20 protein-coding genes, 1 other RNA gene and 1 pseudogene are annotated in these 24,193 nt (G+C 64.3%); 17 read left to right on the top strand and 5 right to left on the bottom strand.

The genetic code is table 11. The features are described from left to right. Positions 1-21 precede the first annotated feature (21 nt). Positions 22-2,385 (top strand): outer membrane protein assembly factor BamA, encoded by a 2,364-nt coding sequence (gene bamA, locus ACCQ06_RS08630; protein ID WP_316691722.1) that lies wholly within the window; start codon positions 22-24, stop codon positions 2,383-2,385. A gap of 91 nt (positions 2,386-2,476) precedes the next feature. Here bamA and ACCQ06_RS08625 read toward each other — a convergent pair whose 3' ends face one another. Then, positions 2,477-2,668, bottom strand: a complete 192-nt coding sequence (locus tag ACCQ06_RS08625) for a hypothetical protein (RefSeq protein ID WP_316691720.1) — start codon at positions 2,666-2,668, stop codon at positions 2,477-2,479. Positions 2,669-2,795: 127 nt separating this feature from the next. Here ACCQ06_RS08625 and lpxD point away from each other — a divergent pair, with 127 nt between their 5' ends. From lpxD to ACCQ06_RS08575, 10 genes and pseudogenes are all read left to right on the top strand, one after another. Continuing rightward, complete coding sequence (lpxD, locus tag ACCQ06_RS08620; RefSeq protein WP_316691719.1) at positions 2,796-3,809, top strand: UDP-3-O-(3-hydroxymyristoyl)glucosamine N-acyltransferase; 1,014 nt, start codon at positions 2,796-2,798, stop codon at positions 3,807-3,809. Next, positions 3,806-4,264 (top strand): 3-hydroxyacyl-ACP dehydratase FabZ, encoded by a 459-nt coding sequence (gene fabZ, locus ACCQ06_RS08615; protein WP_316691717.1) that lies wholly within the window; start codon positions 3,806-3,808, stop codon positions 4,262-4,264. The genes lpxD and fabZ overlap by 4 nt, the downstream gene beginning before the upstream one ends. Positions 4,265-4,289: 25 nt before the next feature. Next, entirely contained in the window at positions 4,290-5,081 is a 792-nt protein-coding gene (gene lpxA / locus ACCQ06_RS08610; RefSeq protein ID WP_316691715.1) for an acyl-ACP--UDP-N-acetylglucosamine O-acyltransferase, read from the top strand. After that, positions 5,078-6,361, top strand: a complete 1,284-nt coding sequence (gene lpxB / locus ACCQ06_RS08605; RefSeq protein WP_228322638.1) for a lipid-A-disaccharide synthase — start codon at positions 5,078-5,080, stop codon at positions 6,359-6,361. Before lpxA ends, lpxB begins: the two co-directional genes overlap by 4 nt. Further along, the gene (rnhB, locus tag ACCQ06_RS08600) at positions 6,358-7,065 is read left to right on the top strand and encodes a ribonuclease HII (RefSeq protein WP_372365489.1); all 708 of its coding nucleotides are present in this window, start codon (positions 6,358-6,360) and stop codon (positions 7,063-7,065) included. Before lpxB ends, rnhB begins: the two co-directional genes overlap by 4 nt. 283 nt (positions 7,066-7,348) lie before the next feature. Next, complete coding sequence (dnaE, locus tag ACCQ06_RS08595; RefSeq protein ID WP_316691714.1) at positions 7,349-10,936, top strand: DNA polymerase III subunit alpha; 3,588 nt, start codon at positions 7,349-7,351, stop codon at positions 10,934-10,936. 157 nt (positions 10,937-11,093) lie between these two features. Continuing rightward, positions 11,094-12,053 (top strand): acetyl-CoA carboxylase carboxyltransferase subunit alpha, encoded by a 960-nt coding sequence (locus tag ACCQ06_RS08590; RefSeq protein WP_228322640.1) that lies wholly within the window; start codon positions 11,094-11,096, stop codon positions 12,051-12,053. 64 nt (positions 12,054-12,117) lie between these two features. Continuing rightward, entirely contained in the window at positions 12,118-12,873 is a 756-nt protein-coding gene (locus tag ACCQ06_RS08585; protein WP_316691711.1) for a tetratricopeptide repeat protein, read from the top strand. Positions 12,874-12,918: 45 nt separating this feature from the next. Next, a pseudogene (locus tag ACCQ06_RS08580) lies at positions 12,919-13,405 on the top strand (hypothetical protein). A gap of 85 nt (positions 13,406-13,490) precedes the next feature. Then, the gene (locus tag ACCQ06_RS08575) at positions 13,491-13,889 is read left to right on the top strand and encodes a DUF2628 domain-containing protein (protein WP_316691709.1); all 399 of its coding nucleotides are present in this window, start codon (positions 13,491-13,493) and stop codon (positions 13,887-13,889) included. Positions 13,890-14,138: 249 nt separating this feature from the next. Here the strand turns inward: ACCQ06_RS08575 and ACCQ06_RS08570 are convergent, their stop codons facing one another. Continuing rightward, positions 14,139-14,585 carry a HemJ family protein gene (locus ACCQ06_RS08570; RefSeq protein ID WP_316691707.1) on the bottom strand — a complete coding sequence of 149 codons (447 nt, stop codon included), beginning with the start codon at positions 14,583-14,585 and terminating at the stop codon, positions 14,139-14,141. Positions 14,586-14,659: 74 nt separating this feature from the next. Here ACCQ06_RS08570 and ACCQ06_RS08565 point away from each other — a divergent pair, with 74 nt between their 5' ends. Both ACCQ06_RS08565 and ACCQ06_RS08560 read left to right on the top strand, forming a co-directional pair. Further along, positions 14,660-15,262, top strand: a complete 603-nt coding sequence (locus tag ACCQ06_RS08565; RefSeq protein WP_316691705.1) for a methyltransferase — start codon at positions 14,660-14,662, stop codon at positions 15,260-15,262. A gap of 416 nt (positions 15,263-15,678) precedes the next feature. Next, complete coding sequence (locus ACCQ06_RS08560; RefSeq protein WP_316691703.1) at positions 15,679-17,022, top strand: polyhydroxyalkanoate depolymerase; 1,344 nt, start codon at positions 15,679-15,681, stop codon at positions 17,020-17,022. A 131-nt stretch (positions 17,023-17,153) separates the two neighbouring features. Here the strand turns inward: ACCQ06_RS08560 and ACCQ06_RS08555 are convergent, their stop codons facing one another. Then, positions 17,154-18,071 carry a sensor domain-containing protein gene (locus ACCQ06_RS08555; protein WP_104614005.1) on the bottom strand — a complete coding sequence of 306 codons (918 nt, stop codon included), beginning with the start codon at positions 18,069-18,071 and terminating at the stop codon, positions 17,154-17,156. Next, positions 18,068-18,430 (bottom strand): PadR family transcriptional regulator, encoded by a 363-nt coding sequence (locus ACCQ06_RS08550; RefSeq protein ID WP_104614006.1) that lies wholly within the window; start codon positions 18,428-18,430, stop codon positions 18,068-18,070. Before ACCQ06_RS08550 ends, ACCQ06_RS08555 begins: the two co-directional genes overlap by 4 nt. Positions 18,431-18,807: 377 nt before the next feature. On the opposite strand from ACCQ06_RS08550, the gene ACCQ06_RS08545 reads away from it, so the two are divergent. Further along, positions 18,808-20,361, top strand: coding sequence for an alginate export family protein (locus ACCQ06_RS08545; RefSeq protein WP_104614007.1), 1,554 nt, complete (start codon positions 18,808-18,810; stop codon positions 20,359-20,361). Positions 20,362-20,679: 318 nt separating this feature from the next. Here the strand turns inward: ACCQ06_RS08545 and ACCQ06_RS08540 are convergent, their stop codons facing one another. Next, positions 20,680-22,041 (bottom strand): hypothetical protein, encoded by a 1,362-nt coding sequence (locus ACCQ06_RS08540; RefSeq protein ID WP_316691701.1) that lies wholly within the window; start codon positions 22,039-22,041, stop codon positions 20,680-20,682. A 434-nt stretch (positions 22,042-22,475) separates the two neighbouring features. Here ACCQ06_RS08540 and ACCQ06_RS08535 point away from each other — a divergent pair, with 434 nt between their 5' ends. The 3 genes from ACCQ06_RS08535 to ACCQ06_RS08525 all read left to right on the top strand — a co-directional run bounded on the left by ACCQ06_RS08535 (position 22,476) and on the right by ACCQ06_RS08525 (position 24,067). After that, the gene (locus ACCQ06_RS08535; protein ID WP_055845184.1) at positions 22,476-23,150 is read left to right on the top strand and encodes a DUF502 domain-containing protein; all 675 of its coding nucleotides are present in this window, start codon (positions 22,476-22,478) and stop codon (positions 23,148-23,150) included. 4 nt (positions 23,151-23,154) lie between these two features. Further along, complete coding sequence (locus tag ACCQ06_RS08530) at positions 23,155-23,931, top strand: queuosine precursor transporter (RefSeq protein WP_104614010.1); 777 nt, start codon at positions 23,155-23,157, stop codon at positions 23,929-23,931. 60 nt (positions 23,932-23,991) lie between these two features. After that, positions 23,992-24,067, top strand: a non-coding RNA gene (locus ACCQ06_RS08525) — sX9 sRNA. The last annotated feature ends 126 nt before the right edge of the window (positions 24,068-24,193 follow it).

Raw genomic sequence — 24,193 nt, 5'->3', positions numbered from 1 at the left:
TCGACTCCAACCGGATGTGACATGACGCGTCTTCCCACTCGCCGCCTGCTTGCCCTCGCTCTCGCCGCCGGCCTCAGCCTGCCAGCCGTTGCCCTGGCCGCAGAGCCGTTCGTTGCCAGCGACATCCGCGTCGACGGCCTGCAGCGCATCGCTTCCGGCACCGTGTTCACGTATCTGCCGGTGAACCGCGGCGACACCGTGGACGATGCCAAGGTGGCCGACTCGATCCGGGCGCTGTACCGCACCGGCTTCTTCGAAGACGTGCAGCTGGACCGCCAGGGCAACATCCTGGTGATCACGGTCAAGGAACGTCCGGCGATCAACAAGCTCACCGTGACCGGCAACAAGGACATCAAGTCCGAAGAGCTGCTCAAGGGCCTGGGCGATATCGGCCTGACCGAAGGCGGCACCTTCGACCGCCTGAGCCTGGACCGCGTGACCCAGGAACTGACCCGTCAGTACAACAACCGCGGCAAGTACAACGTCGAGATCACCCCGACCGTCAGCCCGCTGGACCGCAACCGCGTCGATGTGGCCATCGCGATCAAGGAAGGCAAGGCGGCCAAGATCCGTCACGTCAACCTGATCGGCACCGAAAAGTTCGCCAACGAAGACATCCTGGAGAACTGGGAATCCAAGGAGCACAACTGGGCCTCGTGGTATCGCCGCGACGACCAGTACTCCAAGGAAAAGATGTCCGGCGACCTGGAGAAGCTCAACTCCTGGTACCTGGACCGCGGCTACGTGGACTTCAGCATCGACTCCACCCAGGTGGCCATCAGCCCCGACAAGCGCGACATGTTTGTCAGCGCCGGCGTCACCGAGGGCGAGCAGTACAAGATTTCCGACATCAAGGTCACCGGCGACACCGTGCTGCCGCAGGCCGATATCGAGCGTCTGGTGATTCCCAAGGCCGGCGATATCTTCTCGCGCGCGTTGTTGGAGTACACCTCCGATGCGATCACCAACACGCTGAGCAACGTCGGTTACGCGTTCGCCAAGGTCAACCCGATTCCGACCCCCAACCGCGAGGACCGCACCGTTGCGGTGAACCTGCAGGTGGTGCCCGGCCCGCGCGTGACCGTGCGCCGCATCCTCTACAAGGGCAACAGCCGCACCTCCGACGAAGTGTTGCGCCGCGAAATGCGCCAGTTCGAAAACACCTGGTATTCGCAGGCGGCAATCGACCGTTCCAAGATCCGTCTGCAGCGCCTGGGCTACTTCGAGTCGGTGAACGTGGAGACCCCGGCGGTGCCCGGCAGCAACGACCAGGTGGACGTGATCTACGACGTCAAGGAAACCACCTCCGGCAGCTTCGTGTTCGGCCTGGGTTATTCGCAAAGCTTCGGTGTGACCACCTCGGTGCAGTTGTCGCAGAACAACTTCCTGGGCGGCGGTAACCGCGTGGCGGTGGAAGCCTCGCGCAGCACCTTCCAGCAGCGTTACGCCTTCTCCTACACCAACCCGTTCTTTACCGACGACGGCGTGTCGCTGGGCTACAACCTGTCGTGGCGTTCGCTGGATTACTCGGACTTCAACACTGCGCAATACAACAGCAAGAATGGCTCGGCGCAGGTGGTGTTCGGCGTGCCGATCACCGAGAACGACACCGTCTCGGCGATGATCGGCATCGACAGCAATCAAATCAACACGTTCCCGGGCACTCCCCAGGCGATCATCGATTACATCGATGCAGTCGGCACACGCACTTTCCATGCGTGGCGCACCGAGCTGGGCTGGGCACGCGATACCCGCAACGATTTCTTCATGCCGACCCGCGGCATGTACCAGCGCGTCGGCCTGGAAACCACCCTGCCCGGTTCCACGGTCGAGTACTACAAGCTCAACTACCAGATCTCCAACTACTGGCCGATCATCCCGGCGCTGGTGTTGAATACGCGCTTCGAGCTGGGCTACGGCGACAGCTACGGCAACGACAGCACACGCGTCGTGGCCGGCCCCAATGGCACCTCGCGCACAATCACTGCGTCCGGCCTGCCGTTCTACGAGAACTTCTACGCCGGTGGTACCAACTCGGTGCGAGGCTTTGAAGACAACACTCTGGGTCCGCGTTCGGAAGTACTTCCTGGATTTAACCGCGGTCAGCCACTGGGTGGTTCGTTCAAGACCGTCGGCTCGGTAGAAATGTATTTCCCGAAGCTGTTCGACAGCCCGTCGGCGCGCGTGTCGGCGTTTTTCGACTTCGGTAACGTGTACGACGGCGTGGACAACTTCAAGGCCAACGAGTTGCGCGCCTCTACTGGTGTGGCGCTGTTGTGGCGCGCCCCGGTCGGCCCCATCTCGATCAGCTACGCGTTCCCGCTGAAGAAGGAAGACAACGACGAGATCGAGCGCCTGCAGTTCACCTTCGGCGGCCAGTTCTAAGACGCACGCAAAACAATGGCGGCCCGACTGGTCGGGCCGCCATTGTTTGTCTGTGGTACCAGACGCGTTACGGTTCAGACGCGTTACGGGTTCAGAAGTAGCTCTGGAACAGCGTGCTCAGGCAGCTCGCCGTCCCGCTCCAATCGGATGTATTCACACACTGGACCTGCTGGTCCCAGAAGTTCTGAGCGTCGGCACGCTGCTGCGAAAGATCATCGGCCGAAGCGCTGCTGACTGCGCCCAGCAGGACAACGCCGGCAAACATGGAGAGGAGAGTTTTCATATGCTTCTTCCTGGATTAGCCGCTCGGTTGCGGCCAGGCAACAGATACGCCTGACTGTTTAGCAAATTCTTGGCGATGTTTTTTTTCCGTAAAAACAGCCACTTACTGTTTACGCGAGGTTTACCTGATGCCCCTGACCGCCAGTGCGATTGCCGAACAATTTGGTCTGACCGTCGTGGGCGACGGCGCGACTGAGGTCACCGGGGTAGCGACGCTGGCGCACGCTGGAGTCGGCCAGCTGAGCTTCCTGTCCAACCCGCGCTATCGGCCGCAATTGGCTGAGACGCACGCTGCGGTGGTGGTGGTGCGCGCCGACGATGCCGAGGCGGCGCACGGCACCGTGCTGGTTGCCAAGGACCCGTACACCGCATTCGCCAAGATCGCCGCGTTGTTCGACGTGGCGCCAGTGCGCGAGCCCGGCATTCATCCCCTGGCGGTGATCGACCCCAGCGCGCAGGTGTCGCCTGGCGCGCATGTCGGGCCGTTTGTGAGCATCGGTGCGCGCAGCCGCGTGGGCGATGGCTGCATTATCGGCACCGGCAGCATCATCGGCGAAGACTGCGTGGTGGACGATGGCAGCGAGCTGATCGCCCGCGTCACCCTGGTCACCCGCGTGCGGCTGGGCAAGCGCGTGCGCATTCATCCCGGCGCGGTGATCGGCGCCGATGGCTTCGGCCTGGCGATGGATGCCGGCCACTGGATCAAGGTGCCGCAGCTGGGCGGTGTGGTGATCGGCGACGATTGCGAGATTGGCGCCAACACCTGCATCGACCGTGGCGCGCTGGAAGACACCGTGCTCGAAGAAGACGTGCGCGTGGACAACCTGGTGCAGATCGCGCACAACTGCCGGATCGGCGCGCACAGCGCGATCGCCGGCTGCACCGGCATCGCCGGCAGCGCCAAGATCGGCCGCTATTGCCTGCTCGGCGGGCATGTCGGCGTGGTCGGCCACCTGGAGATCTGCGACAAGGTCGTCATCACCGGCAAGTCGGTGGTGCGCAATTCCATCCATGAGCCGGGCGAGTATTCGTCCGGCACCCCCCTCACCGACAATCGCACGTGGCGCAAGAATGCCGCGCGCTTCAAACAACTCGATGCGCTGGCAAGGCGCATCCTGGCTGTGGGCAAGGAGAACGCATGAGTCACCCCGTTTACGAGCTGCCGATCGACGTCAGCCAGATCCACACGCTGATCCCGCACCGCTACCCGTTTCTGCTGGTCGACCGGGTCATCGAACTGGATCTGGACGCCAAGCGCATCGTCGGGCAGAAGAACGTCAGCATCAACGAGCCGTTCTTCCAGGGCCACTTCCCGAACCGTCCGGTGATGCCTGGCGTGTTGATCATCGAAGCGCTGGCGCAGGTCGGTGGCGTGATGACCCAGCTCGGCCTGGGCCGCGATGCGTTGTCCCAGCTGTTCTACATGGTCAAGGTGGACAATGCCCGCTTCAACAAGCAGGTGATCCCCGGCGATGTGCTGATCATGGAGGTGCAGATGAAGCGCCTGATCCGCAACGTGGGATGCTTCCATGGCGAGGCCAAGGTGGATGGCGCAGTAGTGGCCAGTGCCGAGGTGATGTGCGCCGGCGCCAGGTAATGACCCGCTCCCGGAGTGAGACACGATGCGTGATTCGACACCTTTGATCCATCCCACCGCCGTCATCGATCCATCGGCCATGCTGGCCGACGATGTGCGCGTTGGGGCGTTTACGCTGATCGGCCCCGATGTGCAGATCGGGGCGGGCACCGAGGTGGGGCCGCATTGCTCGATCCACGGCCCGACCCGGATCGGCCGCAACAACCGCTTCATCGGGCATGCGGCGATCGGCGGCGAACCGCAGGACAAGAAATACGCCGGCGAGCGCACCGAGCTTACGATCGGCGACGGCAACGTGATCCGCGAATTCGTCACCATCAATCGCGGCACCGGCGGTGGCGGCGGCATCACCGTGGTCGGCAACGACAACTGGATGCTGGCCTACACGCACGTGGCGCACGACTGCCATGTCGGCAACCACTGCGTGTTCTCCAACAACACCACGCTGGCCGGCCATGTCACCGTGGGCGATTACGTGATCATCAGCGGCTTTGCCGGCGCGCATCAGTTCTGCCGCATCGGCGCCCACGCCTTCCTGGGCATGGGCGCGCTGACCAACGGCGACGTGCCGCCGTTCACCATGGTCGGCAGCGAGTCGCTGGGCCGCCCGCGCGGCATCAACAGCGAAGGCCTCAAGCGCCGCGGCTTCGATGCCGAGCGCATCACCGCCATCAAGCGCGCCTACCGCACGCTGTACGTCGCCGGCCTGCCGCTGGCCGACGCCAAGCTGCAACTGGCCGAACAAGCCAAGGACAGCGACGACGTCCGCGGCATGCTCGAGTTCATCGAAGCGGCAGAAAGGCCGTTGCTGCGATGAATATCGGGACCGGGGACCCGGGACCGGGGACCCGGGAAAAGCAAAGCACTGATGCGGTTGCGGTCACGGGTCCCCGGTCCCCGGTCCCCGGTCCCGGTCCACGCATCGCCCTGATCGCCGGCGAAGCCTCCGGCGACATCCTGGGCGCCGGGCTGATTGCGCAGTTGCGGCTGCGGTATCCCGATGCGGAATTCGTGGGTATCGGTGGCGATGCGATGCGCGGTGCCGGTTGCCAGACCTGGTTCGATGCCAGCGAGCTGGCGGTGATGGGGCTGACCGAAGTGCTGCGCCATCTGCCGCGCCTGCTCAAGCTGCGCCGCGCCTTCCGCGAGCGCGTGCTGGCGTGGAAGCCGGACGTGTTCATCGGCATCGATGCGCCGGATTTCAATCTGCCGGTCGAACGCTGGCTCAAGCAGCGCGGCATTCGCACCGTGCACTACGTCAGCCCGTCGGTGTGGGCATGGCGCGAGAAACGTGCCGAGAAGATCGGCGCCAGCGCCGACCTGGTGCTGTGCCTGTTCCCGATGGAGCCGCCGATCTACGCCAAGCACGGCGTGGATGCGCGTTTCGTCGGCCACCCGATGGCCGACGACATCGCCTACAAGGCCGACCGCGAGGCGGCCCGCGCCACATTGGGAATTTCCGCCTCCAGCACCGTGCTGGCGGTGCTGCCGGGCAGCCGGCATGGCGAAATCAGCAAGCTGGGCGACACCTTCTTCCAGGCCGCCTGGCTGGTCTCCGAACACCTGCCCAACCTGCATGTGCTGGTCCCCGCCGCCAACCCGGGCTGCAAGCAGTTGCTGGCCGAACAGTTGTCGCGCAGTTCGTTGCCGGTGATGCGCTCGCACCTGCTCGACGGCCAGGCGCGCACTGCGATGCTGGCGGCCGACGTGGTGCTGCTGGCCTCGGGCACCGCCACGCTGGAGGCGATGCTGGTCAAGCGGCCGATGGTGGTGGGCTACAAGGTCGCGCCGCTGACCTACCGCATCGTCAAGACGCTGGGCCTGCTCAAAGTCAACCGCTACGCACTGCCCAACATCCTGGCCAACGCCGACCTCGCACCGGAGCTGATGCAGGACGACTGCACCCCGGAACGGCTGTGCGTGGCGCTGCTGGATTGGTTCAAGCACCCGGACAAGGTGGCCGCCCTGCAACCGCGTTATCTGGCGCTGCACGCCGAACTGCGCCGCGATGCTTCTGCGCGCGCGGCCGATGCGGTGGCGGGGCTGGTCGGGACCGGGGACCGGGGACCGGGGACCGGGGCGAGCGACTCTGGATGAAAGCTTCCCGCACCGAACTGTCGCTGTTTCCCGGGTCCCCGGTCCCGGGTCCCGAGTCCCGGCTCTATGCCGGCGTCGACGAAGCCGGCCGGGGGCCGCTCGCCGGGCCGGTGGCGGTGGCGGCGGTGGTGTTCGACCCGAGCAAGCCGCGCATCAACGGGCTGGACGATTCCAAGCAGCTCAGCGCCGAGCGCCGCGAGCAGTTGTATGCGCGCATCGTCGACCGGGCGCTGGCGTGGTCGGTGGTGTTGATCGACAGCGAAGAGATCGACCGCATCAACATCTACCAGGCCACCATGCTGGGCATGCGGCGGGCGGTGGAAGGCGTGGCGCATGTGGCCGGGTTTGCGCGCATCGACGGCAACCGCGTGCCCAAGGGGCTGCCCTGCCCGGCCGAGGCCTTGATCGGCGGCGACGCGCTTGATCGCGCCATCATGGCCGCCTCGATCGTGGCCAAGGTCACCCGCGATCGGCTGATGCACGACCTGCACGCGCAGCATCCGGAATACCGCTTCGACCAGCACAAGGGCTATGCCACGCCGGTGCATCTGACCGCGCTGCGCACCCATGGGCCATGCCCGCAACATCGCCGCAGCTTTGCGCCGGTGCGGCTGGCGCTGGAAGGCCGTGAAAGCCGGGACCCGGGACCGGGGACCTGCGACCCGGAACAGCTGCAGGTCGTGGAGCTGGTTGTCCGGCCATAGGCGGCGGGCGTTCTGGCACCGTTGGTTTGGTCTTTCCTCGGGACCTGTGATCGGAACATCTGCACATCGTGCAATCCGTCGATGGGGTTGCAGGCATGGATCGTTCTACCCGCACAGAACCTGAATTCCTCATCAGCCAAATGCCTCCCCAAGGCCCCGGCGGCTGGCGATTCAACGCTTTCCCGGCTTTCTGCTGCCCGATCCCGCGTCCGGCCGCCACCTGTCAAGCCTTGTTCGTCCCCGCCCCCGCCGGTACCCTGACCGCGCATTATTCCGGCCTCGCATGTCCACTTCCCGTTTCGTCCATCTGCACGTCCACACCGAGTTCTCGTTGGCGGATTCCACTATCCGCGTGCCCGAGAAACCGGATCAGGCTGACCCGAAAAAGGCCAAGCAGGCCAACCTGCTGAGCCGCGCGGTCGAGCTCGACATGCCATCCCTGGCGGTCACCGACCTCAATAACCTGTTCGCGCTGGTCAAGTTCTACAAGGCCGCCGAAGGCGTCGGCATCAAGCCGATTGCCGGCGCCGACGTGATGATCGCCACCCCGGACATGACGCCCTGGCGCATGACCCTGCTGTGCCGCGACCGCGAGGGCTACCTGAGCCTGTCGCGGCTGCTGACGCGCGCCTGGATGGAAGGCCACCGCCCCGAAGGCGGCGTGGCGATCCACCCGGAATGGCTGCAGGCCGGGCACGCCAACCTGTTCGCCCTGGCCGGCCGCGACAGCCTGGCCGGCCGCCTGTTTTCCGAGGGCCGCGCCGATCTGGCCGAGCAACAGCTCGCCGACTGGCAACGCGTGTTCGGCGATGGCCTGCACCTGGAGCTGACCCGCACCGGGCGCGCCGGCGAAGAACGCTTCAACCAGTTCGCCCTGCATGCAGCCGGCGTGCGCGGGCTGCCGGTGGTGGCCAGCAATGATGTGCGCTTTCTGTATGCCAGCGACTTCAATGCGCACGAGGCGCGCGTGTGCATTTCCTCCGGCCGCGTGCTGGACGACCCCAAGCGCCCGCGCGACTACAGCGACCAGCAGTACCTGAAGTCCGGCGATGAAATGGCCGCGCTGTTCGCCGACGTGCCCGATGCGATCGACAACACGCATGCGCTGGCGCAGCGTTGCAACATCGAGATGCGACTGGGCACCTACTTCCTGCCCGCCTACCCGGTGCCCGAAAACGAGACGCTGGACAGCTGGATCCGCAGCCAGTCGCGCGACGGTCTGGCCGCACGCCTGGAAAAGAGCCCGATCGCCCCGGGCAAGACGCGCCAGGACTATGTCGACCGGCTCGAATTCGAGCTGGACACCATCATCAAGATGGGCTTCCCCGGTTACTTCCTGATCGTTGCCGACTTCATCCAGTGGGGCAAGAATCAGGGCATCCCGATCGGCCCGGGCCGTGGTTCCGGTGCCGGCTCGCTGGTGGCCTGGGCACTGCAGATCACCGATCTGGACCCGCTGCCGTACAACCTGCTGTTCGAGCGCTTCTTGAATCCAGAGCGCGTGTCGATGCCCGACTTCGATATCGACTTCTGCATGGATCGCCGCGACGAAGTCATCGACTACGTGGCGCGCAAGTACGGCCGCGAGCGGGTCAGCCAGATCATCACCTACGGCACCATGGCCGCCAAGGCGGTGGTGCGCGACGCCGGGCGCGTGCTCGGCTTCACGTACGGGTTGGTCGACAGCGTCGCCAAGCTGATCCCCAACATCCTGGGCATCACGCTCAAGGATGCGATGGGCGAAGGCAAGGACTCGGAGATGGCCTCGCCGGATCTGATCCAGCGCTATCAGGTCGAAGACGACGTGCGCGACCTGATGGACCTGGCGCGCCAGCTCGAAGACCTCACCCGCAACGCCGGCAAGCACGCCGGTGGCGTGGTGATCGCGCCCGAACCGCTGAGCGAGTTCTGCCCGCTGTTCGCCGAACACGACGCAGACGGCCGCGGCAAGAATCCGGTCACCCAGTTCGACAAGGACGACGTCGAAGCGGTGGGCCTGGTGAAGTTCGACTTCCTCGGCCTGCGCACGCTGACCATCATCGACTGGGCGGTCAAGGCGATCAACGTGCGCCATGCGCGCGCCGGCATCGACCCGGTCGACATCACCACCATTCCGCTCGACGACGTGCCCACCTACAAGGGCGTGTTCGCCTCGGGCAATACCGGCGCGGTATTCCAGTTCGAATCCTCAGGCATGCGCCGCCTGCTCAAGGACGCGCGCCCGGACCGTTTCGAAGACCTGATCGCGCTGGTGTCGCTGTACCGCCCCGGCCCGATGGACCTGATTCCGGACTTCAACGCGCGTAAGCACGGCCAGCAGGAAATCGTGTACCCCGATCCGCGCACCGAAGTCATCCTGAAAGACACCTACGGCATCATGGTGTATCAGGAGCAGGTGATGCAGATGGCGCAGATCGTCGGCGATTATTCGCTGGGCGGCGCCGACCTGCTGCGTCGTGCGATGGGCAAGAAGGTACCGGCCGAAATGGCCAAGCACCGCGAAATCTTCCGCGAAGGTGCGGCCAAGGGCGGCGTGAGCGCGGCCAAGGCCGACGAAATCTTCGACCTGATGGAGAAGTTCGCCGGCTACGGCTTCAACAAGTCGCACGCCGCCGCCTACGCGTTGGTCAGCTACCAGACCGCGTGGCTGAAACGCCATTACCCGGCCGAATTCATGGCCGCGACGCTGTCCTCGGACATGGACAACACCGACAAGGTGGTCGGCTTTCTCGATGAAGTGCGTAACCTCGGCCTCACCGTCAAGCCGCCGCGCGTCAACGAATCGGCCTACATGTTCGAGGCCGCCAGCCCGGACACGATTCAATACGGTCTGGGCGCGATCAAGGGCGTCGGCCAGGGCGCATGCGAGGCGATCGTCGAAGAACGCCAGCGTGGCGGCCCGTACACCACGCTGCTGGATTTCTGCACGCGCGTGGGCACCGCAAAGCTCAATCGCCGTACGCTGGAAGCGATGATCAATGCCGGCGCGATGGATGGCCTGGGCACCAACCGCGCCTCGCTGATGCTGCAATTACCGGAAGTGATGAAGGCCACCGAGCAGATGGCGCGCGAACGCGCCTCGGGGCAGAACTCGCTGTTCGGCGGGCCGGACCCGAGCGCGCCGGCAATGCGCCTGGATCTGCCCGAGAGCAAGGAATGGCCGCTGGGCCAATTGCTCACCGGCGAGCGCGAAACGCTGGGTTTCTACCTCAGCGGCCACCCGTTCGACCCGCACCGCGACGAAGTGCGCGAGCTGGTCGGCTGCGATCTTGGGTCGCTGGAAAAGATCCTGGCCTCACAGCAACGCGGCGGCGGGGGCGGCGGCGATGGCGAAAAACGCGCCTGGCGCCCGGAAATCAGCGCGATCCTGGCCGGCCTGGTGGTCGGCGTGCGCCGCAAGGGCGACAGCCAGGTGTTCGTGCAGCTGGAAGACGGCCGCGGGCGGGTGGAATGCAGCGCGTTCTCCGATGCGATGGCCGAGTTCGGCCACCTGCTCACCCGCGACCGCATCCTGATCGTCAAGGGCGGCCTGCGCGAGGACGAATTCAACGGCGGCTACAGCCTGCGCATCCGCCAATGCTGGGACTACGAGCAGATCTGCGCCGATCATGCGCAACGGCTGTCGCTGCGCCTGGATCTGCGCGAAAAACAGGCCTTCAAGCGCATCGACGCCCTGCTGGCCAAGCACCGCCCCGGCAAGACGCCGCTACGTCTGGATCTGCTGCTGCGCGCCCCCGGCGGCGGCGTGGCCGGCATGCTCGACCTCAATGGCAGCCACTCGGTGCGCATCGACCAGCACCTGATGGACAGCCTGCGCGCGGACCCGGCGGTGCGTACGGTGAAGATCAAGTACAGCCCACCGTGGGCGTGAGAATGGGGAGTCGGGAATGGGGAATCGCAAGGGCGAACCCCCGATGTCTTGCTCTGATTCCCGGTTCCCCATTCCCGATTCCTCTCCCAACCCCACCGTACGGGTCCATCGGACGCATTCGGCTACACTCCCCGCCTTACGTTGACGACGCCATTGCATGAATCCTAACTACCTCGACTTCGAGCAACCCATCGCCGATCTGGAAGCCAAGATCCAGGAACTGCGCAACGCCAGTACCGGGCCTGCAGTCAATGTGGAGACCGAGGTGCGGGCGCTGCGCGACAAGGCTCGCGTGCGCACCGCACAGATCTTCCGCGACCTGTCGTCGTGGCAGATCTCGCAGCTGGCGCGCCACCCGCAGCGCCCCTACACGCTGGACTACATCAACACTATTTGCGACGAATTCCAGGAGCTGGCCGGCGACCGCGCCTATGCCGACGACAAGGCGATTGTCGGCGGCCTGGGCCGCATCGACGGCCGGCCGGTGGTCATCATCGGGCACCAGAAGGGCCGCGACACCAAGACCAAGGTGGCGCGCAACTTCGGCATGCCGCGCCCGGAGGGCTACCGCAAGGCGCTGCGCCTGATGAAGCTCGCCGAGCGCTTCCGGCTGCCGCTGCTGACCTTCATCGACACCCCCGGCGCCTATCCCGGCATCGGTGCCGAAGAACGCGGCCAGTCCGAAGCGATCGCGCGCAATTTGCTCGAAATGGCCGAACTGAAAGTGCCGGTGATCTGCACCGTGATCGGCGAAGGAGGCTCCGGCGGCGCGCTGGCCATCGGTGTCGGCGACCGCACCTTGATGCTGGAATACGGCACCTATTCGGTGATTTCGCCCGAAGGCTGCGCCTCGATCCTATGGAAGGATGCGGGCAAGGCCAAGGACGCCGCCGAACAGCTCGGCCTCACCGCCAAGCGGCTCAAGGGCCTGGGCCTGGTCGACAAGGTGATCCGCGAACCCACCGGCGGCGCGCACCGCAATCCCGAGCAGATGGGCAAGCGCCTGAAGGCCGTGCTGCTCAACGAGCTGGACGCGCTGGAGAAAATCCCGGTCGACGCACTGCTGCAACAGCGTTACGAGCGCCTGCGCAGCTACGGCGCCTACGAAGGAAACTGAATCCTGCGGCTCCGCCTGGCGGAGCCACGAGGAACTTGCACCAGGGACAAGGACTCCTACCGGCATGAGCCCACTCATTCTTCTGTCGATCGTGTTGCAAATCGCCTGCTGCGTACATGTCGTGCGCAGCGGCCGGCCGCTGTACTGGATCTTGATCCTGCTGACGTTTTCGTATCTGGCCGTATTGATCTACGCGTTTGTCGCGGTCATCCCGGACATGCGTAACGACCCGACCGCACGGCGTGGCTTGCAGCGCGTGCGCCGCAAGCTGGACCCGCAACGCGAGCAGCGCGATGCCGCACGCAAACTGGATGTCTCCGACACCCCGGAAAACCGCCGCCAGCTGGCCCGCACCCTGCTCGAACAGGGCAACTATGCGCAGGCCGCCGAGGTGTACGAAGGCGCCTTGCGCGGCCTGTATCGCGACGACCCGGACCTGATGCTGGGGCTGGCGCAGGCGCAGTTCGGTCTTGGCAATGCCGCGCAGGCCCGCCAGACCCTGGATGCCTTGATCGCCGCCAACCCCAACTTCCGCTCGCATGACGGGCATCTGCTGTACGCACGCGCGGTGGAAAGCAGCGGCACCATCGAAGAAGCGCTGCACGAATACGAGACGCTGGTGCAGGGCTACCCAGGCGAAGAAGCACGCGTGCGCTATGCGCAGTTACTAAAACGCGCCGCGCGCCCGGAGGAAGCCAAGGCCATGTTCGACCAGGTGGTGCGTCGCGCTGCGGCCTCGCCCAAACATTACCAGCGCGAGCAACGCAGCTGGATCGACCAGGCGCGCAAGGGTCTGAGCGAGTTGGACGCCAGCGCCTGATCCAATCGTCACTCGGAGGCACCTGCGCAGCTACAGGCGACCTGCATTGAATCGATCGGCAATCTGATCAAGGCGACCAATCATGCAGAGAAAGCCGGACATCGAGGCAGGTCTCAAAGCCGAGATCGATCACTTGCTGGAGCATTCCGCACAGACATTTCGCAGCGGCGCCCTGGCGGAATCGCTCGCCCTGGGACTAAGGGCCTGGGCGCTGATCCCCGAGCCCAAACAGCATTGGGATGACTACCCGCAAAGCCTGTCTGCAAGTTTCGTGAAGGATTATGCCGACCGGCGCGACGAGGAGAACGTGCGAACATGGATCGAAGTGATGGCACTGATGTACGACGATCCAGGCCACACCGATCATCTTGTCCTGATGACCGAAGGCGAAGCGATGCTTCAGCTCGGGAATGACGCACGCGCCTGCGCTGTATTCGGCAAAATTTATGCGCTGTATGGCAGGAAGGGATTTGCTGGACACCAGAAAATCTATCTGGAGATGTTTCTCAAGCAACAGCAGACAGGCGCATAACCTCACTACGCCTGCCGCGTGCGTTAGACATCACGTTGGAGATCCTACGGATAGACTCATACAACTCTAATGGCGTTTACACCCCATGCCCACAACCGCTGAAACAGTTCCGCCCGCCATCCAGGAAGATCGCATTGATCGCTTCAATGTATCGGATACATGGAAGAAGCGTTTCAAGGTGATCGCGAAGGCGGGTGGTACAAAGCTGCCAGACTTTCGCTCCCTGAGCAGTGGCGAAAGGAGAGGAATCAACTTCAACTGGCTTGCATTCTTGCTGGGGCCGTTCTATTTCTTGGCAAAGGGGCTCTGGCGTCAGGCCGTTGTTTACGTGCTTCTCGCGATTGCCCTGGCAACCCTCTTGGAGCTCGTAGGCCTCGGTCAGCTCGGGAGAGCGGTAGGCTACGGATTCGCCGCGATCTACGCAGTCCGAGCGAACGTGAGCTATTACGCCAAAGTTGTCCAAGGGCAGGCTCCGTGGCTCTGATGTCTCGCAATGCATTCAAGCCGACGCCGCTTCGCGGCGCGGTTTGACTCAAGCGTCATCCAGTGATCACCGGCCGTGGCTGCATCGCGTGCGCAGATCGATCTGTCAGGTCAGTGGCTGGCCACCGACCGACGGCAGCGTGATGCGTCACGACACAAGGTCTGCATGCAGATCCGACAGCAGAGGCAGCGTCCCGCGCCTGCGAAACCGAACCGCGCAGGCGTGTTCCGGGCGCAGTGCAGAACGTGCTCAGAACGGCTTGGCCAGCACCAGCCAGATCACGCCGACCAGCAGAATCACCGGCACCTCGTTGAACAAGCGCAACGCCCGCCCGCTCGGGACCGCGCGGCCCTGGCCCGCACCCTTCAACCAGCGCCCGGCCACGATGTAATGCGCCAGGATGAGCGCCACCGCGAACAACTTGGCATGCAGCCAACCGCCGGTCACCATCGTCGGGAAATCGGGTATCACCCGGTAGCCTTGCCACAGCACCGCGCCCAGCAGCAGCGCCAGACCGAGCATGCTGTGGCCGAACCTGTAGAGGCGGCGGCCCATCAGCACCAGCCGCGCACGCACGGAGGGTTCGCTGCCGGCTTCGGCGATGTTGACCAGAATGCGTGGCAGGTAGAACACCGCCGCCATCCAGGCGATCACGAACAACAGATGGAAGGTTTTGATCCACACATACAGGGTCATGCGCTGGCTCCGTTGGCTCGCGTAGGATGACCCGCATTTTCACCTATCCGCGCACGCGAAAGCAGCTGAGCCCCATGCAGCAGTCAGACGAAAAACAGTACGACGCCCAGTATTTCCGCCGCTGGTACCGCGATGCCGGGCTGGCCGACCCGGCCCGGCTGCGGCGCAAGGCCGCACTCGCCGTGGCACAGGCCGAGTACTACCTGGAGCGACCGATCCGCAGCGTGCTGGATATCGGCTGCGGCGAAGCCGCCTGGCGCGCCCCCTTGCTGGCGCTGCGGCCCAAGCTCAGCTACCTGGGCTTCGACAGCAGCGCGTACGCCGTGCAGCGCTACGGACGCAGCCGTCAGATCCACCCTGCCCGCTTTGGCGATTTCGCCTGGCTACGTCCCTGCGCACCGGTGGATCTGCTGATCTGCGCGGACGTGCTGCATTACGTGCCCACGCGCGAATTCAACCAGGGCCTGCCGGGGCTGGCCGACATGTGCGCAGGCGTGGCGTTTCTGGAGACGTTTGCGCAGGAAGACGCGTTCGAAGGCGACCACGACGGCTTTCAGCCACGCCCGGCGCGCTGGTATCGCAAACGCTTTGCCAGCGTCGGCTTCGCCGCGCTGGGTTCGCATTGCTGGTTGTCGCCGCAGTTGGCAGGTGAGGCGTCGGCGCTGGAGCATGGTTGACGCAGCGTTGGCTGTTTGAGGCAGTTATCGTGTGTAGCGTCGCTCCGTACCCTCACCAATCTCCCGCAGGGAGAAGGGCTTACTCCCGTCAGACCCGCCGTTACCCTGCGGGCGAGCGCGATCTTCCAGCCCAGCGAGCTGTTTCTTCCCCCACCGGGAGAAGGTGCCCCGCAGGGGCGGATAAGGGTACGGACGAAGCCACAGAAAGTTGGATGCACATGTGGCTTCGCCCGTACCCCCCCTCTCCGGCAGGGAGACAGAGGCTTACCCCGCAGGCGAACGCGATCTTCAAGCCGTGCGAAGCCGCTCGAAAGACCACGACCAGCGGCAGCTAAGGCTGCTTACGCGTGCCCTAGCTTCTGTGACAGCGTCTACCGTCCGGAGCCCCATTAAGGTGCAAATGCGCCAAACCCGGTATGCTGCGCGGCAGCAAAACCGCACGGATGGGTGGAATGCTTTATCAACTGCATGAGCTGACCCGCAATCTGCTAGCCCCCTGGGTGCATCAGGCCCAGGCGAACGCCAAGATGTTCTCCGACCCCGACAGTCTGTGGGCCTCGCTTCCCGGCGCCGAACGTATGGCGGCCAGCAATGAGCTGTTCCATCGGCTGGGCAAGGAATACGAAAAGCCTGCCTGGGCGCTGGACGATGTCGAGGTCGACGGCCACTCGCTGCCGATCATCGAACGCGAGGTGCTGAGCAAGCCGTTCTGTCGCCTGCTGCGCTTCAAGCGTTTCAGCGACCACGTCGAGCTGATCGGCAAGATGAAGGAGCAACCGGCCGTGCTGGTGGTGGCGCCGTTGTCCGGCCATCACGCCACGCTGCTGCGCGACACCGTGCGCACCATGCTGCGCAACCACAAGGTCTATGTGACCGATTGGGTGGACGCGCGCATGGTGCCGCTGGAAGCCGGTGCATTCCGGCTCGAGGACTACATCACCTATATCCAGGACTTCATCCGCCATATCGGCGCCGAGCGCCTGCATGTGGTGAGCGTGTGTCAGCCCACCGTGCCGGTGTTGGCGGCGGTGTCGCTGATGGCGACCAACGACGAGCCCACGCCGCGCTCGTTGGTGATGATGGGCGGGCCGATCGATGCACGCCGCAGCCCCACCCAGGTCAATAATCTGGCCACGGAAAACGGCATCGAGTGGTTCCAGAACAACCTGATCCACACCGTGCCGTTCCCGTATCCGGGACATGGCCGCCAGGTGTATCCGGGCTTTTTGCAGCACGCCGGTTTCCTGTCGATGAACCCCAACCGGCACGTGATGTCGCACTGGGATTTCTACACCGATCTGGTCAAGGGCGATCTGCAGGATGCGCAGGCGCATCGGCAGTTCTACGACGAGTACAACGCCGTGCTCGACATGCCGGCCGAGTATTACCTGGACACGATTCGCGTGGTGTTCCAGGACTTCCTGCTGCCGCAGGGCAAGTGGAAAGTGGACGGCCAGCTGGTCAAGCCGTCGGCGATCCGCAACACCGCCTTGTTGAGCATCGAGGGCGAACTGGACGACATCGCCGGCCTCGGCCAGACCGAAGCGGTGCACGATCTGTGCACCGGTATCGATGCGGCGCACCGCCGCCATCTGGTGGTGGAAGGTGCCGGCCATTACGGCATCTTCAGCGGCCGTCGTTGGCGCGAAGTGGTCTACCCGCAGGTGCGCGAATTCATTGCGCGCTATGACGCAGACCCGGTGGGCAGCCGCGACCCGGCTACCGTCACGCCGATTCGCAAACGCGGCAAGCGCGCCTGATCTGCACAACAAAAAATCCCCGGCATGTCCGGGGATTTTTTTATGCTGAAAAATCGAGAGGCAATGTAAAACGCGGCATGCAAAGTGCGCTGCGCTATGGCCACGCGCGTGTTGCACGCCACTCTCGATCATCACGCATCCGCATCACCGCTTTTGACCAGCAGATGCTTGGCCAGCATGCCGTGCAACGTGCCTATCCCACGTGCCGCATGCAGGGTGACGAACAGCAACAGTACCCCCAGTAGAGACAACGGCACCACCATCAGCGGCATCACGATCACCTGCCCGTCCCAGGTGATGGACATTCCTTGATCGAAGAACAGCGCCAGCGGCGCAGCAGTGAGCGTCAACGCCACGCTCAGCAGAGTAGTAAACAGCGTGAAGTAGACACTGCCCAACGGCAGCATCAACACGAAGTACAGCAGCGTGCTCCAGGTCCGCACGTCGGTAAACATCGCAGCGATGCGCTGCAGCCAGCCGCCTTGCACGCCCGGATGTTGCGGGCGACGCGGCATGCGCACCCCGAGCAAGGTTTCCACCATGCGTCCTTCCACCAGCGACAACACGCGCACCGAGCCGAAGAACAGCACCATCAGCGGCACACCGATGATCAGGATCAACAGGCCCAGCGACAGGCTGACCCCGGTGACCACCCAGGTGAAATAGAACACGCCGGTGAGTAGCGACAGCAACATGTAGAACAGCGCGCCGTAGGTACGCGGGTCGGCGGCCACGCCAAAGAACTTGCCGATCAATGAAGGACGCTTGGGCGGCAGTGGCGGGCGCAACGCGCGGCTGACCGTGACCTCGGTTTCGCGATAGATCTCGGCCACTTCCTCGGGCGCACCGTAGCTGCCGGCGACCCCTGCAATGACCTCGGCTTCGCTCTTGCCGCTCTGTTCGGCAAGCTCGGCGCGCAGATATTCTTCGGCGTCGTAAAGCGCATCCTGGACCATCGCCGGATCGGCACCTGCCAGCGCCTGGCGCAACTGCGTCAGGTAATCGGCAATGGTGGTCGGCAACGGACGTGTCTGTGCGATCGTCATCATGAGTGGGTCCCCTCCAGCACTGAATCAACGGAATCACGGGTGGCGCGCCAGGCGGCGGTCCATTGGCGCAGGCAGTCACGCCCGCTGTCGGTAATGCGGTAATAGCGGCGCGGCGGCCCCGATGCAGACGGCTCGATATGGCTGTGCAACAGCCCCGCCCCTTCCAGATTGCGTAACACCGGATACAAGGCGCTCTGCTTGCCGCTGAGCACACCCTCCAGCCGCTCGAGCCGCTTGGCGATCAGATAGCCGTACAGCGGCTCATCGGCCTGCGCCAGCACCGCCAGCAAGGCCAGCGACACCGTGCCAGCACTCAACTCCTTCTGAAATTTACGCAGGTAGACATCCGGCTCGCTCATCGGTCATCTCCGCTAGGTCGAAGGTGATGCTATGTAGAACCTAGCTATAGCGAATGTGCCGGTAGTCATGGGCGGGGATTGGGGAGTCGCTTTTGGGGAGTCGCACAGGCCAAGGCCAAGGCTTGGTCGGCAAGCCACGTTGAGCATTATTGGTATCGCAATGAAGTTCACCGCATCCCGCAGCGCCGCCGTTGCGAATCCCCACTGCCGACTCCCCAATCGCCGCACCACTAGCGCCCGCCCGCGCAAACCCTAGTGCGTTCATGAGCTTAGAACCTTTGGGTTACTGCCTTTCTAGCACGGCTTAACTACAGTCGACGTCCCCCGTGCCGATAAGTTTCGCTCAGGGGTTTTTCACTTTTCGATGGGGCGATACGATGCAACTGACACGCTTGGCGCAGCCGGCCACGGCTGAAACTTCTTTTGGAGCCACCCGGCGCCTGTGCCTTGCGATCGGGTTGGCGCTGCCGGTACTGGGCTTTGCGCAGACACAACCTGCGCCAGCCAATGCCGAACAGACCCAACCGGAGCCCGCCAAGCCGCCGGTCACCGCCGCGCCCGCCACCGCCAAGGGCTATCCGCTCGAAGCGCAGGGCTGGGGCGCCAAGCAGGGCGGCAACATGTGGCAGGTGCGTTGGGCCGAAGATTGGTCGTATTTGAAGGACCCGTCCAAGCGCAAGAGCCCGTTCGATCCGCTCAAGTACATCCCGCTCACTGCGTCGGGCGATATCTACGTCTCGCTCAGCAACGAGCTGCGCCTGCGCAGCAATACCATCACCAATCCTGGCCTGATTCCCGGCAGCCATTCGCAGCAGCAATACCTGCTGCGCGCGTTCTTCGGTGCGGACCTGCATGTGGGCGAGCACTTCCGTCTGTATACGGAACTGGCGCACGGCAGCCTGGATGGACGCAACGAAGGCGCCAAGACCGGCACCCAGGAAAACAACGCGATCCTGCAACAGGTGTTCTTCGACGTGAAGGGCAACATCGGCGGCGCCGATACCGGTCTGCGTGTGGGCCGCCAGGTGTTCGTCGACGGGCCTGTCACCTTGATGGCGCTGCGCGACAACACCGATATCTTCGTGACCTTCAACGGTGCGCGCGCCTGGGCCATCGGCGACAAGACCCGTGTGGATCTGTTCGATTTCAATTTCAACCTGGACGGCACCGAAGGCCTGGGCGACGACCGCATCGACCGCTCGCGGCATTTCCGCGGCGTGGTGGGTGGCTATCGGTTGCCGACCGCCAAGCCGATGTATCTGGAGCCGTTCTTCTATCAGTTCCGCAACGACAATCAGCTCTGGGGCCGCCAGACCGCCGAAGAAAATCGCAACTATTACGGCCTGCGGTTGTGGGGCAACGTGGGCAAACTGCGCACCGATTCGTTCGTGACCGTGCAGCGCGGCAGTTTCGGCGGACGCGACCTGCGCGCCTATATGGCCAGCACCTCCAATGCGTGGACGCTGAGCGACACCGGTTGGAAGCCGCGCCTGGGCTTTCATAGCGAAATCGCCTCCGGCGGCGGCGGCACGTCCGGTACCGGCACGCTGCGCAACAACAATTTCCTCTATGGCAACACGATCTACTTCAGCTGGGCCACGTTCTTCGGCCCGGTGAACCTGGTCACTGCCGCGCCGACCTTCACGTTCTCGCCCACCTCCAAGCTCATCGTGAACCTGGAATGGGAAACCTTGTGGCGCCAGACCACCAGCGATGCGATCTACAACAACCAGGCGCGCGCCTACGCACGCACCCAGAGCACCGGCGAGCGTCGCATCGGCACCATGCCGCGCATCAACGCCACCTGGAACATCGATCCGAACTGGTCGGTGACCTTCCGCGCCGAGCACCTGATGGCCGGTCCAGCGCTGGAAAAGGCCGGCTACGGCGATTCGACCTTCGTGATGGGGTGGTTGAACTTCCGGTTCTAAACGCGGTGTTTGGTCAGCACGCTGCACTGTGCTGACTCGATGTGCATGCGTTTTGTTTTAACGAGTCGTTGCTCGATCACATGCCGCGTCCCGCAAGGATGCGGCATGTTGGTTTTCAGCATTGGATTGTTTGATGACCACGCGTCTTTCGCACGCGGCACGCAACAAACAATCGCTGCGTTCGGTCACTTGCGGCGACTGATTGTCGCGCGGCTCCAACGCTCGACCGATGCCGCCACTGGCTGCTTTGCACAGGCAACCGCGGTACGTATCCGCAATCGGTCTGCGCGTGCCAGGCACATCGAAAAGGCGCTCTTGTTACTGAATCGTCGTCGCCCGGCGCGCTGCCGCAAGCGCACTGCCGGCCAACGGCCAGCGGTCTTCAGCCGCGTTGCCTTCCGGCCGTGCGTACTGGTGCAGCAGCAGGCTGTTGCCGTCGGGGCCCGGCTGCAGCGCGCGTGCCTGCCCGCGCAACGAAGGCGGCAGCTCGGCAAGCCGCTGCACGAGCGGCCTTGCATCGGTTGGGCGATCGCGCAGCCACTGCAGCGCCGACAGCGCGCGCAACGCCGCGGCGGTGTCCTGCATCTTGTGCTGGTAATTGGCGTAGTCCGGCTGCCCTGCACGTGCCAGCAAGCAGCCCATCGCATTGGCGACGCAGGCCACCGATGCCGTTTGAGGCGCCGCAATCCATGCCTGCGGCACCGGCTGATCCTGCGCCAGCAAGGTACGCACCGGTGCGCTGCAGGCCCAGGTATAGGTCGGTGCGAGCAAGGCTTGGGTGCGTTCGCGATCGAACATGCGCAGCGACATGCGCTCTTCCCAGGACAGGTTGCCGTCTTGCGCAAGCACCCTGTCCTGCAGCAGCGAAAACGCCATGCGCGATTCACCGTGCAAGGCATTGCACAGCGCGATGTCCTCCACCGCCAGCGGTGCAAAGGCAGTGGCGCACTGTGCGGGCAACGGGTGCTGCGCCGGCAGTTCGGCCAGCATGTCGGCAAACAGATGCGCATTGCCGCGCAACATCGCCGCGCCGATCAACGGCATCACCAGATTGTCGCCACTGCGCAGCAACACCCGCGCAGTCTGCGCATCGGCGCAGACACCCGCTAACGCCTGCAAGGTATGTCCCTGCACGAAGTCCACTGCGTTGCCGTTCATCGACAACGATAACGGTGGCAGCTCCGGCAGCGGCGCATTGATGTCTGCGCGGAACGGGCTGCGGTAATCGGCGTACGTGGCCAGCGCGCGCAGCCTGGCCAGCAGCGGCGCCTGCGCGGCCAGCGCATCGGCATAGGCCTGCGGGTTCTGGCGCACCCGCTCCAGGCAGCCGCCGGCACTGGCGCTGCACAGCGCAGGGGCAGACGATGGCCAGCGCGGCGGGCCCGGCAGACGCGCCGCAGCACTCTGAAATGGCGTGCCTGCCGGCAACCGGTTGAACCGTTCCACATCCTCGGCCAGCAAGCTCTCTCGCTGCGTCTCGGGCATGGCATACGACAGCGACCAGAGCGCGACGAACATGTTGGTGCCGCGCAACGGCGGCGGCGGTTGCCGCAGCTGCGCCAGCGCCTGACGCTGCGCCTCGGGAATCGGCCAATGCCTGGAGACCGCATACAGCGCCACCAACGCTGCCAGCAGGATGCAAACACCCAACAACGCCGACTTGAGGAATTTGCCGAGCATGCGCGTTCCACCTTCCCTGGAGAGAGGCACATCTTAGTGCGACAGCGCGCGCATACGACAACCTGAGCGGAGGCGCATCGAGACAATCAACAGTGCGGTATTTCATGATGCAAAAATATCGACAGCCGTCCGACGGACAACCGCGCCCCGCTAGCCGAGACAGCACCACTGACCGCCCGCCGAAAGCGGTGTTTCGCTTGAGCAAGGCGGTGTCGGGCCCCGTCGCCCAGGCAGTGTCCTACGCGCACCCAGCGACGCGCACCTTGTTCTGGCAGAAGTAGAGAGTGGCCTGCCGCAGCCGTGGCACTCAACGTGCCGCTGCTCGATGGCGATGTTTCGCCACGCAGCAGCGCATCTTTTACCAATCCCCACGACCCAATCCCAAATCCCCGCCCCACCTGCACCGGACGCGGCCGAATGCCTACACTACGCAGATGTCCGAATCCCCCACTCCGCATACCCGCCCCTCCCTGCAACGCGTGTTTCTGACCGGGTTGCTCACCTTGCTGCCGGTCTGGCTGACCTGGGTGGTAGTGAAGTTCGTCTTCTCGCTGCTCTCTGGCATCAGCAGCCCCTGGGTGGTGCCGCTGTCCGGGCGCATCGCTGCCTCGTTTCCCGATTACCTGGGCTGGATCAAGGCACTGTGGGTGCAGAACACCATCGCCCTGGTCGCCACGGTGGCGGCGATCCTGTTTGTCGGCATCCTGAGCCGGCGGGTGATCGGCCAGCGTCTGCTGCGCTGGTTCGAGGCGATCATGCGGCGCATCCCGCTGGCCAGCGTGGTCTACGACAGCGCGCGCAAATTGCTCGACATCCTGCAGACCCAGCCCGGCAGCACCCAGCGCGTGGTGCTGATCGACTTCCCGCATCGCGATATGAAGTCGGTCGGCCTGGTCACGCGCGTGATCAAGGAGCAAGGCACCGGACGCGAGCTGGCGGCGGTGTATGTGCCGACCACGCCCAACCCCACCTCCGGCTATCTGGAAATCGTGCCGGTGGAGTTGCTCACGCCCACCGACTGGACTGTGGATCAGGCGATGAGTTTCATCATCTCCGGCGGCGCGGTTTCGCCGGAGTCGGTTCCTTTCACCCGTACTGCGGATCGCTGATGCCATGACACACACGCGTACCCTCGACGACCGTGCGGTCCGGCTGTTCATTGCCTTGGCGGCGTTCTTCTGCGTCAACGCAGCGCTGGCCGAGTTCATCGGCGTCAAGATCTTCGCGCTGGAAGACACGCTCGGCATCGCACCGCTGAACTGGAACCTGTTCGGCCAAACCGGCTCGCTCAGCTTCACCGCCGGCACCTTGTTATGGCCGGTGGTGTTCATCATGACCGACACCATCAACGAGTTCTTCGGCAGCCGCGGGGTGCGTTTCATCTCGTGGGTGGCGGTGGCGCTGATCGGCTACGGCTTCGTGTTTGCGTTCGCGGCCATTGCCCTGGCGCCGGCCGGCTGGTGGGTGACCGCAGCGCAGAGCCAGGGTGTGCCGGACTATCAAGCGGCGTTCGCCGCGGTGTTCGGGCAGGGCTTGTGGACGATCGGCGGCTCGCTGGTAGCGTTTCTGTTCGGCCAGTTGATCGACGTGTCGGTGTTCCATCGCATCCGCAAGGTCACCGGCGAAAAACACGTGTGGCTGCGTGCCACCGGCTCCACCGCAGTGTCGCAGTTGGTGGACAGCTTCGTGGTGATCTACATCGCCTTCGTGCTTGGCCCGCAGCATTGGTCCATCGACCAGTTCCTGGCGGTGAGCACGCTCAACTACGTCTACAAGATGGGCTTTGCGATCGCCCTGATTCCGCTGTTGTACCTCGCGCGCCGCGCCATCAGCGCGTATCTGGGCGCCGATCGCGCCGAGCAGCTGCGCGAAGAAGCCGCTGCCGACTAAGCGCAGCTAGCAAAGCAACTGGGCAGCCACCAGGCGGGCGCGGCCGGTGCTCGGTGCGGCATGTACCGTTCGTACGCGCCGGTTCCTCCGCGCCGTCCACACCCACCTGACGACTACTCGCTACGCTTTTTGAGCCTTTCTAAAGGCGGCGCCCCGCCCACACACTGCCTGCCCGTGGCCGGCTGTGCCCGTGGCAGCACGCTGCGCGGTGCGTTATCGCAGCGCACCATTCCAACGATGCACTGCGCCTGCCCGTGCCGCA

The organism is Xanthomonas sp. NCPPB 4467 (genome assembly GCF_041475665.2).
GTDB lineage: Bacteria > Pseudomonadota > Gammaproteobacteria > Xanthomonadales > Xanthomonadaceae > Xanthomonas > Xanthomonas dyei.
This window is presented reverse-complemented; position numbering and strand designations above follow the sequence as displayed.

Bases quoted from the DNA above. Each gene is read 5' to 3' on its own strand.
- lpxA (WP_316691715.1), top strand. From the start codon at position 4,290: ATGCGTGATTCGACACCTTTGATCCATCCCACCGCCGTCATCGATCCA.
- ACCQ06_RS08585 (WP_316691711.1), top strand. From the start codon at position 12,118: ATGAGCCCACTCATTCTTCTGTCGATCGTGTTGCAAATCGCCTGCTGC.
- ACCQ06_RS08555 (WP_104614005.1), bottom strand. From the start codon at position 18,071: ATGATGACGATCGCACAGACACGTCCGTTGCCGACCACCATTGCCGAT.
- dnaE (WP_316691714.1), top strand. From the start codon at position 7,349: ATGTCCACTTCCCGTTTCGTCCATCTGCACGTCCACACCGAGTTCTCG.
- ACCQ06_RS08550 (WP_104614006.1), bottom strand. From the start codon at position 18,430: ATGAGCGAGCCGGATGTCTACCTGCGTAAATTTCAGAAGGAGTTGAGT.
- ACCQ06_RS08565 (WP_316691705.1), top strand. From the start codon at position 14,660: ATGCAGCAGTCAGACGAAAAACAGTACGACGCCCAGTATTTCCGCCGC.
- ACCQ06_RS08545 (WP_104614007.1), top strand. From the start codon at position 18,808: ATGCAACTGACACGCTTGGCGCAGCCGGCCACGGCTGAAACTTCTTTT.
- ACCQ06_RS08535 (WP_055845184.1), top strand. From the start codon at position 22,476: ATGTCCGAATCCCCCACTCCGCATACCCGCCCCTCCCTGCAACGCGTG.
- bamA (WP_316691722.1), top strand. From the start codon at position 22: ATGACGCGTCTTCCCACTCGCCGCCTGCTTGCCCTCGCTCTCGCCGCC.
- fabZ (WP_316691717.1), top strand. From the start codon at position 3,806: ATGAGTCACCCCGTTTACGAGCTGCCGATCGACGTCAGCCAGATCCAC.
- ACCQ06_RS08570 (WP_316691707.1), bottom strand. From the start codon at position 14,585: ATGACCCTGTATGTGTGGATCAAAACCTTCCATCTGTTGTTCGTGATC.
- ACCQ06_RS08530 (WP_104614010.1), top strand. From the start codon at position 23,155: ATGACACACACGCGTACCCTCGACGACCGTGCGGTCCGGCTGTTCATT.
- ACCQ06_RS08625 (WP_316691720.1), bottom strand. From the start codon at position 2,668: ATGAAAACTCTCCTCTCCATGTTTGCCGGCGTTGTCCTGCTGGGCGCA.
- ACCQ06_RS08590 (WP_228322640.1), top strand. From the start codon at position 11,094: ATGAATCCTAACTACCTCGACTTCGAGCAACCCATCGCCGATCTGGAA.
- lpxB (WP_228322638.1), top strand. From the start codon at position 5,078: ATGAATATCGGGACCGGGGACCCGGGACCGGGGACCCGGGAAAAGCAA.
- lpxD (WP_316691719.1), top strand. From the start codon at position 2,796: ATGCCCCTGACCGCCAGTGCGATTGCCGAACAATTTGGTCTGACCGTC.
- ACCQ06_RS08540 (WP_316691701.1), bottom strand. From the start codon at position 22,041: ATGCTCGGCAAATTCCTCAAGTCGGCGTTGTTGGGTGTTTGCATCCTG.
- rnhB (WP_372365489.1), top strand. From the start codon at position 6,358: ATGAAAGCTTCCCGCACCGAACTGTCGCTGTTTCCCGGGTCCCCGGTC.
- ACCQ06_RS08575 (WP_316691709.1), top strand. From the start codon at position 13,491: ATGCCCACAACCGCTGAAACAGTTCCGCCCGCCATCCAGGAAGATCGC.
- ACCQ06_RS08560 (WP_316691703.1), top strand. From the start codon at position 15,679: ATGCTGCGCGGCAGCAAAACCGCACGGATGGGTGGAATGCTTTATCAA.